The organism is Sphingobium naphthae (genome assembly GCF_043589935.1).
Classification (GTDB): domain Bacteria; phylum Pseudomonadota; class Alphaproteobacteria; order Sphingomonadales; family Sphingomonadaceae; genus Sphingobium; species Sphingobium naphthae_A.
This window is the reverse complement of sequence record NZ_CP171454.1, coordinates 1,984,061-1,996,982: the sequence shown is the minus strand read 5'-3', so window position 1 is coordinate 1,996,982 and position 12,922 is coordinate 1,984,061. Positions and strand designations below refer to the sequence as shown.

At 66.3% G+C, this 12,922-nt stretch carries 14 protein-coding genes and 2 tRNA genes; 9 read left to right on the top strand and 7 right to left on the bottom strand.

Going from position 1 to position 12,922, the window contains the following annotated elements; translation table 11 throughout:
• The first annotated feature begins 27 nt into the window (after positions 1 to 27).
• The 6 genes from ACGGKE_RS09895 to ACGGKE_RS09870 all read left to right on the top strand — a co-directional run bounded on the left by ACGGKE_RS09895 (position 28) and on the right by ACGGKE_RS09870 (position 3,489).
• Positions 28 to 1,317 (top strand): adenosylmethionine--8-amino-7-oxononanoate transaminase, encoded by a 1,290-nt coding sequence (locus ACGGKE_RS09895; protein WP_394437421.1) that lies wholly within the window; start codon positions 28 to 30, stop codon positions 1,315 to 1,317.
• 59 nt (positions 1,318 to 1,376) lie between these two features.
• A complete protein-coding gene (gene infA / locus ACGGKE_RS09890; protein ID WP_003049127.1) occupies positions 1,377 to 1,595 on the top strand; it encodes a translation initiation factor IF-1 in 219 nt (72 codons plus the stop codon).
• 14 nt (positions 1,596 to 1,609) lie between these two features.
• Positions 1,610 to 2,182 (top strand): Maf family protein, encoded by a 573-nt coding sequence (locus tag ACGGKE_RS09885; protein WP_394437418.1) that lies wholly within the window; start codon positions 1,610 to 1,612, stop codon positions 2,180 to 2,182.
• 8 nt (positions 2,183 to 2,190) lie between these two features.
• Complete coding sequence (locus ACGGKE_RS09880) at positions 2,191 to 3,180, top strand: ribonuclease (RefSeq protein WP_394437416.1); 990 nt, start codon at positions 2,191 to 2,193, stop codon at positions 3,178 to 3,180.
• The gene (locus ACGGKE_RS09875) at positions 3,170 to 3,364 is read left to right on the top strand and encodes a DNA gyrase inhibitor YacG (RefSeq protein ID WP_394437414.1); all 195 of its coding nucleotides are present in this window, start codon (positions 3,170 to 3,172) and stop codon (positions 3,362 to 3,364) included. The genes ACGGKE_RS09880 and ACGGKE_RS09875 overlap by 11 nt, the downstream gene beginning before the upstream one ends.
• A 49-nt stretch (positions 3,365 to 3,413) precedes the next feature.
• A tRNA-Phe gene (locus tag ACGGKE_RS09870) sits at positions 3,414 to 3,489 on the top strand.
• Between the two features lie 333 nt (positions 3,490 to 3,822).
• Here the strand turns inward: ACGGKE_RS09870 and guaA are convergent.
• From guaA to yajC, 6 genes are all read right to left on the bottom strand, one after another.
• Entirely contained in the window at positions 3,823 to 5,382 is a 1,560-nt protein-coding gene (gene guaA / locus ACGGKE_RS09865; RefSeq protein WP_394437412.1) for a glutamine-hydrolyzing GMP synthase, read from the bottom strand.
• An 84-nt stretch (positions 5,383 to 5,466) separates the two neighbouring features.
• On the bottom strand, positions 5,467 to 6,708 hold the full coding sequence (locus ACGGKE_RS09860) for a TCR/Tet family MFS transporter (RefSeq protein ID WP_394437410.1): 1,242 nt from the start codon (positions 6,706 to 6,708) through the stop codon (positions 5,467 to 5,469).
• Positions 6,709 to 7,062: 354 nt separating this feature from the next.
• Positions 7,063 to 7,404: an Mth938-like domain-containing protein gene (locus ACGGKE_RS09855; protein ID WP_394441883.1), complete on the bottom strand. Its 342-nt coding sequence runs from the start codon at positions 7,402 to 7,404 to the stop codon at positions 7,063 to 7,065.
• A 47-nt stretch (positions 7,405 to 7,451) separates the two neighbouring features.
• On the bottom strand, positions 7,452 to 8,438 hold the full coding sequence (gene secF / locus ACGGKE_RS09850) for a protein translocase subunit SecF (protein ID WP_394437408.1): 987 nt from the start codon (positions 8,436 to 8,438) through the stop codon (positions 7,452 to 7,454).
• Between the two features lie 20 nt (positions 8,439 to 8,458).
• A complete protein-coding gene (gene secD / locus ACGGKE_RS09845; RefSeq protein WP_394437406.1) occupies positions 8,459 to 10,057 on the bottom strand; it encodes a protein translocase subunit SecD in 1,599 nt (532 codons plus the stop codon).
• 8 nt (positions 10,058 to 10,065) lie between these two features.
• On the bottom strand, positions 10,066 to 10,401 hold the full coding sequence (gene yajC / locus ACGGKE_RS09840) for a preprotein translocase subunit YajC (RefSeq protein ID WP_228164896.1): 336 nt from the start codon (positions 10,399 to 10,401) through the stop codon (positions 10,066 to 10,068).
• Between the two features lie 184 nt (positions 10,402 to 10,585).
• On the opposite strand from yajC, the gene ACGGKE_RS09835 reads away from it, so the two are divergent.
• A tRNA-Pro gene (locus tag ACGGKE_RS09835) sits at positions 10,586 to 10,662 on the top strand.
• A 227-nt stretch (positions 10,663 to 10,889) separates the two neighbouring features.
• Here the strand turns inward: ACGGKE_RS09835 and ACGGKE_RS09830 are convergent.
• On the bottom strand, positions 10,890 to 11,633 hold the full coding sequence (locus ACGGKE_RS09830) for a hypothetical protein (RefSeq protein WP_394437403.1): 744 nt from the start codon (positions 11,631 to 11,633) through the stop codon (positions 10,890 to 10,892).
• A gap of 156 nt (positions 11,634 to 11,789) precedes the next feature.
• Here ACGGKE_RS09830 and ACGGKE_RS09825 point away from each other — a divergent pair, with 156 nt between their 5' ends.
• Positions 11,790 to 12,011 carry a hypothetical protein gene (locus ACGGKE_RS09825; RefSeq protein ID WP_228165053.1) on the top strand — a complete coding sequence of 74 codons (222 nt, stop codon included), beginning with the start codon at positions 11,790 to 11,792 and terminating at the stop codon, positions 12,009 to 12,011.
• On the top strand, positions 12,008 to 12,910 hold the full coding sequence (gene rarD / locus ACGGKE_RS09820) for an EamA family transporter RarD (RefSeq protein ID WP_394441880.1): 903 nt from the start codon (positions 12,008 to 12,010) through the stop codon (positions 12,908 to 12,910). The genes ACGGKE_RS09825 and rarD overlap by 4 nt, the downstream gene beginning before the upstream one ends.
• The last annotated feature ends 12 nt before the right edge of the window (positions 12,911 to 12,922 follow it).

The window sequence follows — 12,922 nt, the reverse complement described above, 5'->3', positions numbered from 1 at the left end:
CGCGGCGCTTCCCTAAGAAACGGGGCCATGACTTCTCCCGTCTGGCATCCCTTCACCCAGCATGGTCTCAACGAGCCGATCCCGCATGTCGTAAGCGCCGAAGGCGCGCTGCTCCATTTGGCGGATGGCTCGACGCTGATCGACGCCATTTCCAGCTGGTGGGTCACGACGCATGGCCATTGCCACCCGCGCATCGCCGCCGCGATCGCGCAGCAGGCCGCCACGCTCGACCAGCTTATTTTCGCCGGCTACACTCATGCCCCCGCCGAAGAGGTGGCGCGGGGACTGATCGCGCTGGCGCCGCGCGCAGCCGACCAGCCGGACCTGGCGCATGTCTTCTATTCCGACAGCGGGTCGACTGCGGTCGAGGTCGCGCTCAAGATGGCGCTGGGTTACTGGCATAATCTGGCGCTGGACGGACTGGCCGACGCACGCAGCCGCATCCTCGTGCTGGAACATAGCTATCATGGCGATACGATCGGCACGATGTCGGTCGGGGAACGGGGTGTCTATAACGCGGCCTGGACGCCTTTGCTGTTCGACGTCGGTACCATCCCCTTCCCGGCGACTGGTCGCGAACAGGAGTGCCTCAACGCGCTGGAGGCGGCTTGCGCCCAAGCCCCGGCCGCCTTCATCGTCGAGCCGCTGGTGCTGGGGGCCGGCGGCATGTTCGTCTATTCCGCCGACCTGCTTCGCGCCATGGCGGCGATCTGCCGTCGGCACGGCGTCCTTTTCATCGCTGATGAAGTGATGACCGGCTGGGGCAGGACCGGGACGCTGTTCGCCTGCGAGCAAGCGGGCGTCGTGCCCGACATCATGGCGGTGGCGAAGGGGATTACCGGCGGCTCCATCCCGCTGGCCGCGACGCTGGCGACCGCGCCGATCTTCGCAGCGCATCATTCGACGGACCGGGCGCGGCTTTTCTATCATTCGTCCAGCTACACCGCCAATCCGATCGCCTGCGCCGCCGCAGCCGCCAATCTGGCGATCTGGCGGAATGAGGATGTGCTGGGCCGGATCGCTCGGCTGGCCCAGGCGATGGCCGAACGCCTCGCCGATCTTGCGCGCAGCCCCGCCTTCGCCAACCCCCGGCAGGCGGGCACGATCGTCGCCATCGACCTGGTGGCAAGCGATGCCGGCTATCTGTCCGATCTCGCGCCGCGCCTGCGCGCTTTCTTTCTGGAAAAGGGCCTCTTGCTTCGGCCGCTGGGCAACACCATCTATCTCATGCCGCCATATTGTCTCGATGCTTCCCAGCTCGATAGGATCTTCGCGGCCCTGCATGCGGCCGGCGAAAAGTTCGGCCTGCACGCCTGACTTTCATTTTGCACCATTTAACGCTATGGCGGCGCGATTTTTCGCATATCCGGGATATTATGGCCAAAGAAGAACTGCTTGAAATGCGCGGACAGGTTGTGGAGCTTCTCCCCAACGCCATGTTCCGCGTGCGGCTGGAAAATGATCACGAAATTCTCGGCCACACGGCCGGCAAGATGCGCAAGAACCGCATCCGCGTGCTCGTGGGCGACGAAGTGCTCGTCGAACTCACACCCTACGACCTGACCAAGGGTCGGATCACCTACCGCTTCAAATAAGCCGCACGGATACGATGCGGCTCATCCTTGCTTCGGCTTCTCCCAGGCGGCGCGACCTTCTGGGGCAGATCGGCGTCGTCCCCGACGCCATCGATCCGGCCAATATCGACGAAACGCCGCACAAGGCGGAACTGCCCGCGGCTTATGCCGCGCGAGTCGCGGCGGAGAAAGGCGCGCTTGTCGCAGGTCGCCATGCCGGCGCGCTGATCCTGTCGGGCGACACGGTCGTCGCGGCTGGCCGCCGTATCCTGCCCAAGACGGAGGAGGAGGGGGAGGCGCGCGCCTGCCTCGCCCTGCTGTCGGGCCGGCGCCACCGGGTGTTCAGCGCCATCACGCTGATCGACGACAAGGGCGCGGCCCGGCATCGTCTTTCCACCAGCATCGTGACCTTCAAGCGACTGGAGCGCGGGGAAATCGACGCCTATATCGCCAGCGACGAATGGCGCGGCAAGGCGGGCGGTTATGCGATCCAGGGGCGCGCGGCTGGCCTGATCCGCGCAATCCAGGGCAGCCATAGCGCGATCATGGGTCTGCCGCTCTACGAAACCCGCGCGCTGCTCAAGGCGGCGGGCTATCCTCTCGATTAGGACAAGCAATGGCCGAATGGCTTTATGAAGAAGGTATCGGCGAGGCGCGGGCCGGGCTGATCGAACATGGCCGGCTGGTCGAGGCGCTGGTGGAGCGGGATACCGACGCCGCCCGCGCCGGCGCCGTCGTGCAGGGGCGGCTGATCGCCACCCTCATCCCCCGCAAGCGTGGCATCGTGCGCCTGCTCTCGGGCGAGGAAGCGCTGCTCGAGCCCATCCCGCCGCGCCTGGCCGAAGGCGCCAATGTGCTGGTCGAGATCCTGCGGGAGGCGATTGCGGAGGAAGGGCGGCCCAAGCGTGCCAAGGCGCGCGTCGCGCCGCCCGGCGTCAAGCCGCATCCCGGCCCCAGCCTGCTCCAGCGCATCCGCGCCACCGGCACGCCCGTCATCCCCTGCCCCGCGCATGAAGAGGACCGACTGGAGGCGCATGGGTGGAGCGAACTGATGGAGGAGGCGATCAGCGGCGAGGTTGGCACCGAAGCGGCCGCTTTGCGCCTCTATCTGACCCCGGCCATGCTGCTGATCGACGTCGACGGATCGCTCCCGCCCGCTCAGCTCGGTCCCAAGGGCGCCAAGCTGGCGGCGCAGACCATCCGCCGCATGGGGCTCAGCGGCTCGATCGGCATCGACCTGCCCACCATGAACAACAAGGATGAGCGCATGATCGCCGCCGCGCAGATCGACAAATATCTGCCGCTGCCGTTCGAGCGCACGGCAGTGAACGGCTTTGGCTTCCTGCAGATCATCCGTCGTCGCGAACGCGCGAACCTGATGGAGTTGCTGCGCGAAGACCCGGTGTTGACGGCCACCCTGGCGCTGCTGCGTCGGGCCGAGCGGCATGGCGCGGGCGGTGCGGCGATGCTGACGGCTGCGCCCGCGATCATCGACCTGCTCCATGGGCAGTCCGGCTGGATCGAACAGCTCTCCCGGCGCCGGGGCGGCGCGATCCGCTTGCAGGCGGACGCGGCGCTTACCATATGGGCCGGCCATGTCGCCTAGGCCCGCTTCCTGCCCCATCTGCGGCGCAGCCTCGCAGCCTGAAACCCGTCCTTTTTGCGGGCCTGCTTGCCGCGACCGCGACCTGCTGCAATGGCTGGGCGAAGGCTATCGCGTCGCTGGCCCGCCGGCCGATGATTTTGTGCAAAAAAACCGCGACGAGGGGCTGGACAGCCCCTCGGATTGACGCCTATAGGCACGCCTCCATCCGGCGGACGCCCCGCCGAAGACCCCGTGCCCGGGTAGCTCAGTTGGTAGAGCATGCGACTGAAAATCGCAGTGTCGGCGGTTCGACTCCGTCCCCGGGCACCATTTCTTGCTTCATCGTCTTGCGATGAAGCGACTCCTCCCCGTTTGGTTGATCGATATGTTGCGGGTCGATGATAGGCCGTGACTGCGACAGCCAAAGCTGTCGGGCACCTCTCCTCCATGATTGCCGGTAAGCTGTGCGACGTCGCTGGAGATCCTTTGGCCCACCTAGTGGCGATCCGGATCGAGCCAAAAATATCACGCCGCGCCCTTGGCGATTGCACGACATGATCCGTGCTCATGCGCGCGGAGGCGGCTCGCTCCTAGTTGCTCGAGCGAGCTAACAACAGGGTGAAAGCCGGAGGGATAGGACGGTTCCTGCGAACAGGAGGGCGTTCATTCCCACTCGATCGTGCCGGGGGGCTTGCTGGTATAGTCGTAGACGACGCGGTTGATGCCCTTGACCTCGTTGATGATGCGGGTCGCGACGCGGCTGAGGAAGGCGGCGTCGAAGGGGTAGATGTCGGCGGTCATCCCGTCGGTCGAGGTGACGGCGCGCACCGCGCAGACGCTGTCATAAGTGCGGTGGTCGCCCATGACGCCGACGGTGCGGACCGGCAGCAGCACGGCGAAGGCCTGCCAGATCGCGTCGTAGAGGCCGACGCTGCGGATTTCTTCCAGATAGATGGCGTCCGCCTTGCGCAAGATGTCGCAGCGTTCCTTGGTGACTTCGCCGGGGATGCGGATGGCGAGGCCCGGGCCGGGGAAGGGATGGCGGCCGACGAAAATGTCGGGCAGGCCCAGCTCCTTGCCCAGCACGCGCACTTCGTCCTTGAACAGTTCGCGCAAGGGCTCGACCAGCTTCATGTTCATGCGCTCGGGCAGGCCGCCGACATTATGGTGCGACTTGATCGTTACCGATGGGCCGCCGGTGAAGCTGACGCTTTCGATGACGTCGGGATAAAGCGTGCCTTGTGCCAGGAAATCGGCGCCGCCGATCTTCGCGGCTTCCTCCTCGAACACGGCGATGAATTCGCCGCCGATGAACTTGCGCTTCTTTTCCGGGTCGGTGAGGCCGGCGAGGCCGGCCAGGAACCGCTCCTCCGCATTCACATGCACTAGGCGGATGCCATAATGTTCGCGGAACAGGCTGACGACCTGCTCGGCCTCGCCCAGGCGCATCAGCCCATGGTCGACGAACACGCAGGTCAGCTGGTCGCCGATCGCTTCGTGGATGAGGACGGCCGCCACGGCAGAGTCCACGCCGCCGGACAGGCCGCAGATCACCCGGCCTTCACCCACCTGCTCGCGAATTTCGGCGATCTTGGTCGCGCGGAACTCGGCCATGGTCCAGTCGCCCGCCAGGCCGCAGACATGCCGCACGAAATTGGCGAGCAGCTTGGCGCCATCGGGCGTATGGACGACTTCGGGATGGAATTGCGTGGCGTAGAAGCGCTTGGCCTCATTCGCGGTGATTGCATAGGGCGCGCCTTCGCTGGTCGCGACGACTTCGAAGCCCGGCGCGAGGCTCGTGACCTTGTCGCCATGGCTCATCCACACCTGGTGGCGCTCGCCCTCCGCCCACAGCCCGTCGAACAGGGCGCATTCCTTCTTCACTTCGATGAAGGCGCGGCCGAACTCGCCGCTTTCACCGCCTTCGACATTGCCGCCCAGCTGCTGCATCATCGTTTGCTGGCCGTAGCAGATGCCCAGGATCGGGATGCCGGCGTCGTAAAAGGCCTGGGGCGCACGGGGGCTGTCTTCCCACATGACCGACGAGGGCCCGCCCGACAGGATGATGCCCTTGGGCTTCAGCCGGTCAAAGGCTTCGGCGGCATTGTTGAAGGGGGCGATTTCGGAATAGACGCCCGCTTCGCGCACGCGCCGGGCGATGAGCTGCGTCACCTGGCTGCCGAAATCCACGATGAGGATATTATCCTGAAGGGGCAGCGTCATCGAATCGCCTTTATGTCGAACGGTGGAAGGGATTCGCGCCCGGTTAGTCGTCCAGTGGACCATTGTCCAGTTGCGCGGGGGCGATCAGGGCGCATGCGCATCCTCTCGTCCGCGCCCCGCCGCCTCGCCGAGCAGCGCCGCCCCCGCCAGCACCAGCGCGGCGATCAGAAACGCGCTGCCGATGAAGGGCAGGGCGGGGCGGGGCCCCACCGACAGTGAATAGACGGCGCCGAAGAAGAGCGGCGAAACGATGCCGGCGATCGCGCCGACGCTGTTGTTCGCCCCCTGCAGCTGGCCCTGTTCGCTTTCGGAAACGCGGCGAGTCATCAGCGACTGGATGGTCGGCATGGCAAGGCCCCAGAGCGCGTTGGGGAACATGGCGGCGACGAAGAGCCAGCCGCTGGGCGCCAGTCCCATGGCTGCGACGCCCAGAGCGCCGAAGGACAGGCCGACGACCATTGTGCGCCGATCGCCGATCCGGTTGACCACCGGGCCGACGAGCAGGCCCTGGACGCCCATGTCCATCAGGCCGACCAGCGCCAGCAGCGTACCCACCTGCCACGCCCCCCAGCCATAGCGGTCGCCGGCATAGAGGACGAAGACGGCGGAGAAGAGGTGATGGGCGAAATAGAGCAGGAAATTGACGCCGGCGAGGCTGGAGAGTTCCGGGTGCGAGCGCAGCAGCCGCAGCGCCCCGAACGGATTGGCGCGCCGCCAGCTGAAGGCCATGCGCTTTTCCGGGGCCAGCGATTCGGGCAGCACCACCAGCCCATAGAGGAAAGCCAGGCCAGAGAGGCCCGCCGCCACCCAGAAGGGCGCGCGCAGCGAAATTTCGCCCAGCACGCCGCCCAGCAGCGGGCCGGCGACGAAGCCCGCGCTGAACGCCGCGCCAATGAGGCCATAGCCGCGCGCGCGTGCTTGGGGCGGCGTGATGTCGGCCATATAGGCGAAGGCGGAGGTGAAGCTGGAGGAGGTGACGCCCGCGAGGATGCGGCCCGCCGCCAGCCACCAGAGATTGGGCGCCAGCGCCATCAGCACATAATCGAGCGCGAGGCCCGCGACCGAGACGAGGATGACCGGCCGCCGCCCGAACCGGTCCGACAGGGAGCCGATGACCGGTGAACAGAGAAACTGCATCCCGGCCCAGAGAGCGACGAAGAGGCCGTTCCACATGCCCGCGCTGGCATTGGAGCCGGCCAGCCGCTCGATCAGCTGCGGCAGCACTGGAATAACGATGCCCATCGACATGACGTCGAGCAGGGCCGTCACCAGAATGAAGAGAATCGCGGCGGTGCGACGGAATGGGGCTGGCGCTGGCGCGGTCATGGCGCGGGGCTATCGCTGCAGCGCGTGAATGGAAAGGTCATGGCGGCGAAGTTCACAGCGTCGTCGCGTTTTTCTTTCCCTCTAAGCACCCGCTTTGCCTGGCAGGCGACCGCAACGCGTCACGGCCGAAAGCGGGAGGATGATTGCCCTCAAGACGGGTTGAGGAGGAACGCCGTTGGTCCATCGCCCCGGGGGAGCAGGGGGAAAACCTGTTCTGAAAGCGACCCACATGGTCTGCGGGGCACCGTTGCTTCCACCGCAACCTCCTGCAGCGGGGCAGCGGCAACCTTGATATGCCCGCTGGACGCGGAAGGTCTGCGGTTCATGGCTGTGATCTTCGCGCCTCGTCCATCGTCACAGCGGCAGCAGCGCGGCGACGATCCAGCGTTCCTCGGCGCGCAGCACGCCCCAAGCGCGGGCGGCGGCGCGGCTGTCCATCGCTTCGACGCCGATGCCCCGTTCCTCCAGCGCCCGCACCATCGCGCGGGGCGGCTGGCGCAGGGCAGCGCCGGTGCCCAGCAGCAGGAATTCGGGCGCCGGGTCGAACTCCAGCAAGTCGCCCAAGGCGGCTTGCGTCAGAGCATCGACCGCCGGCGCGTCGCTCCAGGCCATCGCCCGCACCGGGCTCAGCAACAGGCCGCCCGGGAAGACATCGTCGCGCACGCGAAAGCCGCGCCCTTGGAAGCCGGTGACGATCGGCCCCTGGCCGCTCTCGTCGCGGCGCAGCTTGATGCCCGAATCGGTCAGGGTCGCGCCCCGTCGTCGCGCGGCCCGACGCGCTCGGCCTGGGCGGCGAGGCCCGCCTTCGCCGCCTTCTTCTCCGACGCCTGCGGGGTGAGGCCCAGCGAAATCAACAGCGAAGACGACACGTAGATGGACGAATAGGTGCCCACGATCACGCCCAGCATCATCGCCGCGGTAAAGCCGCGCAACACATGGCCGCCGAACAGCAGCAGCGATCCCAGCGCCAGCAGGATGGTCAGCGACGTCATCACCGTGCGCGGCAGCGTTTCGTTGACCGACAGGTCGATGAGCGCCTTCATGTCCATCTTGCGGTACTTGCGCATATTTTCGCGGATGCGGTCGTCGATCACCATTTTGTCGTTGATCGAATAGCCCACGATCGTCAGCACGGCCGCAACGATGTTGAGATCGAATTCCAGCTGCGTGATGGCGAAGAAGCCCAGCGTCATCAGCACGTCGTGCATGATTGCCACGAAGGTCGAGACGCCGAACTGCCATTCGTAGCGCAGCCAGGAAAAGATCGCGATGCCGACCACCGCCAGCATCACCGCAAGGATGCCGTTCTGGATCAGCTCGCCCGACACCTTGCCGGACACCGTGTCGTAGCGGGAGAAGGTGACGCCCGGGAACTGGGCCGTCATCGCGTTGCGGGTCTTTTCGACCACGGCGTTGGCCGCCCCCGCGCCGCCCTGTTCGGGAAGCGGCAGGCGAATCTGCACCGTCTTGGGATCGCCGAACTGCTGGAGCGAGCTTTCGCCCACGCCCAGGCGTCCGATCGTCGCGCGCACCCTGTCGGTTTCCACCGCCTGCGGGAATTTGGCTTCGATCATCAGGCCGCCGACGAAATCGACGCCGAGGTTCAGGCCCTTATAGGCGGTCGCGCCGATCGCCAGCACCGTCAGCAGCGCGGTGAGCGCGAAGGCCCATTTCCGCATCGCGACGAAGCCGATATTGGTGTTGTCGGGGACAAGCTTGAGCAGTTTCATGGTTGGTCTCTCCCGCCCCGTCAGATCGTGATTTCGGTCGGGCGCTTGGCGCGGACCCAACGCGAGGCCAGCAGGCGCGTGAAGGTGACGGCCGTGAACACGCTGGTGGCGATGCCGATCAACAGCACGATGGCGAAGCCCTTGACCGGTCCGGAGCCGAGCGCGAGCATGATGCCGCCGGCGATGGCGTGCGTCACATTCGCTTCGAAAATGGTGCGGCTGGCTTCCTTGTACCCATGTTCGATCGCCTGCACCACGTTGCGCCCGCGCCGCCTTTCCTCGCGGATGCGTTCGTAGATCAGCACGTTGGCGTCGACCGCGGTGCCGATGGTCAGCACGAAGCCGGCGATGCCGGGCAGCGTCAGCGTGGCGCCCAAAATGCCCATGACGCCCAGGATCACCAGCACGTTGATGGCGACGGCGATATTGGCATAGACGCCGAAGCGGCCATAGCTCACGAACATGAAGGCGGCGACGGCGACCACGGCGATGATCGAGGCGATGAGGCCGGCGCGGATCGAGTCGGCGCCCAGGCCCGGCCCGACCGTGCGTTCCTCCACCACGGTGAGCGCGACCGGCAGCTTGCCCGAACGCAGCGCGATGGCGAGCTGGTTGGCGCTTTCGACGGTGAAGCTGCCGCTGATCTGCGCGCTGCCGCCCAGGATCGGTTCGTTGATGTTGGGCGCCGACAGGACCCGGCCGTCCAGGATGATGGCGAAGGGGCGGTTGACATTCTGCGACGTCACCTGGCCGAACTTGCGGCCGCCCGATCCGTTGAAGCGGATGTTGACGATCGCCTGGTTATTCTGGTCATAGCCTTGGGTGGCGTCGGTCAGGTCCTCGCCCGACACCATCACCTGCCGCTTGACCGCAATGACCGGCACGCCCGACGGGTTATCGGGATAGGGCAGCACTTCGCTGCCCACCGGCGCGCGGCCCTGCGCCACTTCCGACGGATTGGCGGTCGTGTCGACCAGCTTGAATTCCAGCTTGGCGGTCTGGCCCAGCAGGTCCTTGAGCGCCTTGGGATCCTGCAGGCCCGGCACCTGGACGACGATGCGATTGTCGCCCTGCTGCTGGATGGTGGGTTCGCGCGTGCCCATCTCGTCGATGCGCTTGCGGATCACTTCGGTGGCGACTTCCATCGCGCTCTTGACCGCATTGTCGATGCCGGCGTCGGTGGGCGTGATGACGACAGTGGAGCTGTTCACCACCTCGACATTGAAGTCGCGCTGGCCGGTCAGGCCCGCGCCCTGGGTGAGCGGGCGGATGCGCTCCACCGCGGCATCGACCTGGGCCGGATCGCGGACCATGAAGCTCAGCTTGCCGTCGCGGCTCGAAATATCGCCGATCGCGATGCGCGGATCGCCGCGGCGCAATTCGGTGCGGACCTGCTCCTCCATGTTGACGAGCCGCTGCTTGGCGACGTCCTGGGTCGAGGCTTCCAGCAGCAAATGGCTGCCGCCCGCCAAGTCGAGGCCCAGATTGACGCGCGTCTGCATGAAGCCGGGCAGCTTCGCGACGGTCGCATCGGGCAGGAAGCTCGGCACGGCGCACAGCACGCCGATGAGGAGCGGCAGGAGGATCGCGGCGATCGCCCAGCGCGAAAAGTTCAGCATGACGCCGCTCAGTCGTTCGCGGGCTTGGCGGTCATCGGGTCGATGACGTCGGTCAGCGTCGCCTTGACCGCCTTGACCTTCATGCCGGGCGCCAGCTCGACATCGGCATAGATGTCGTCCACGCGCACCACCTTGCCCACCAGGCCGCCGCCCGTGACGACCTGATCGCCCTTCTTCACCGCGTCGATCTTGGCCTTATGCTCCTTCATCTTCTTCTGCTGCGGGCGGATGAGCAGGAAATAGAAGACCACGAAGATCAGGACCAGCGGCGCCATCTGCACCAGGATACCGGCGCCGGAGGCTTGCCCGCCCGCGGTCTGGGCAAAGGCTGGGGTAATGAACATGGGTGGGACTGCCTTGTTATCTGTCGGTCGCGAGCGCCATCGGGCACCCACGGATCAAGGGCGGGCGGCTAACACAGACAAGGGGGCAGAGGCAATATGATTAGGCTTTGCGACGACATGCGCCGTCCGATGCGATTGAGCCCTTGCATCGGCGCGATCATGCCTCTATTGGGCGCCCTCCGGTCGGGACGTAGCGCAGCCTGGTAGCGCATCACACTGGGGGTGTGGGGGTCGGAGGTTCGAATCCTCTCGTCCCGACCAAGAAAATCGCCGCTTCCTGTCCCGTGCAGGAGGCGGCGTTTTTCATTTCGGCGCGTGCCTGGTGATGGGCACGATCGCTCCAGCCTCACCGACGGACCGTCAGCCAGCGAGCGATGCTGGATGCTGTATCTCCTGAGCTTCCAGCCGAGAGATGCGGTCTCGTGCGCCTGGACCACCGGTGTCGCCCGCCGCCGGCCCACAGCACTGCAGGCGCAAGGCCGCTGACCTTACCGTCCCTTGTCGGCGATGATGTCGACGCTGGTGCGGCCGCCCGGCGCGTCGGTGAAGAGGATGAAATAGGCCGCGCCGTCGGACGCGCGGGTGCCGCCCAGCACATGATCGCCGCCCATGATCTTATGCTCGCCATCATAGCCGGCGCGGCGGGCGAGCGTGTAATAATAATCCATCACTCCCTGGCGCGGCACCGGCGTCACGAAGCTGATGGCGCGCAGCGTGCAGCCGTTCGCCTGCGCGCCCGCGGCCTCCATCAGCTGCGCGCCGGGATAGACCGGGAACCCGTCGGGCAAGCGCTGCGCCCATTCCATGCCATAGTTGAGCGCCTTGGCGCAGTTCGCATTGCCGCCCCGCGCGGCCGCCTGCTCGCGCGCGACGGCGCCCAGCGTCACCGTCGACGCCATCGCCTCGCCGGTGCTGGGGGCCGGCGCGGACAGCAGCTTGCCGCCGGCCTGGCGCACCGCTTGGGCCTGGGCCTTGCCGGCATCGCCGCTCAGCACCGGCAACGCGCCATTGGCGGGCCGGTCGGCGGGGCGGACGGCATCGCGATTGGCCTGGCCGACCAGTTGCGGATCGATCAGGATCGGGTCGTTGAGCGCGCCCTTGAGCGCCGGATCGGCGGCATTGTTGGTCAGTTGCGCGTCGAGCGCGGCAAGCTCACCCTCCTTGTCCGACTTGCCGCAGGCGGCAAGCGCCAGCGCAAGGGACAGGATGCAGACGGATCGGGACAGGGCCATTCTTCACTCCTTCGTAAATGAGCGATGAAGAGGGAAGGTTAAACTTTCGTTAGGACTTTTGGTGAATCGCCGATTTTTCTGCGAAAGGCCAGTTTCGATCGACTGGCATCGGGCGCCTGTCTTGCTCTGGGACAGGTTCGGCGGCATGTGTGACCTATGCTCAACATCCTGTCAGGCTTCATCGGTCTTGTCACCCTCATCCTCATGATCCCGGCGGTGCTGCCGCTGCTGGGCGCGCTCAACTGGATCCTGGTGCCGATGGCCCTGTTCGGCGCGTTCATCGGCCTCATGTCGTCAAAGAAGAGCGGACAATATTTCTGCCTGCTCGTCGCCGCCTTCGGCGCGCTGCGCCTGGCTCTGGGCGGAGGCATTTTCTGACGCAGGCAGAGGCCGAAGCGCGCCGCGGGCTGCTCGCCGCGATCGGCGCCTATGGGCTGTGGGGGCTGCTGCCGCTCTTCTTTCGCCTGCTGCACCATGTCGACCCGACCGAGATCGTGACTCAGCGCGTCCTCTGGTCGCTGGTGCTGATCCTGGCGATATTGGCCGCGCGCGGCACGCTGCCCGCCTTCCGCGCCGCGCTGGGCAATCGCCGGCTGGTGCTGCCGCTGGCGGGATCGGCGGTGATGATCGCGATCAACTGGCTGACCTATGTCTGGGCGGTCAACGACAATCATGTCCTGGCGGCCAGCCTTGGCTATTTCCTCAATCCGCTCGTCAACGTGCTGCTGGGCGTGCTGGTGCTCAAGGAAAGGCTGCGCCGCGCCCAGTTGCTGGCGATCGCGGTCGCGGCGGCGGGCGTCGCCATCCTGGCCGCGTCGGCCCTCACCACCTTGTGGATCAGCCTGACGCTTGCCTTCAGCTTCGCTTTCTATGGCCTGCTGCGCAAATTGACACCGGTGGCGCCGATGACGGGCCTGGGCGTCGAAACGGCGCTGCTGACGCCGCTCGCCATCGCCTATCTGCTGTGGAAAGCGGGCCATGGCGGCATCGGCTTCGGCCAGGATATGTCCACCACCTCGTTGCTGATCCTGTCGGGCGGCGTCACTACCGTGCCGCTGGTGCTGTTCGCCATGGCGGCGCAGCGGCTGCCGATGTCGACGCTGGGGCTGATGCAATATATCGCGCCGACCCTGCAATTTCTGTGCGGCATCCTGTTGCTGGGCGAAAGGCTGAGCACCGGCCAGATGCTCAGCTTCGGCCTGATCTGGATCGGCCTCATTCTCTTCGCCAGCGACGGTATCGCCGCCGCCCGGCGCCGGCGGCCCGCCGCCGCCTAGCGCCAGGCCGTC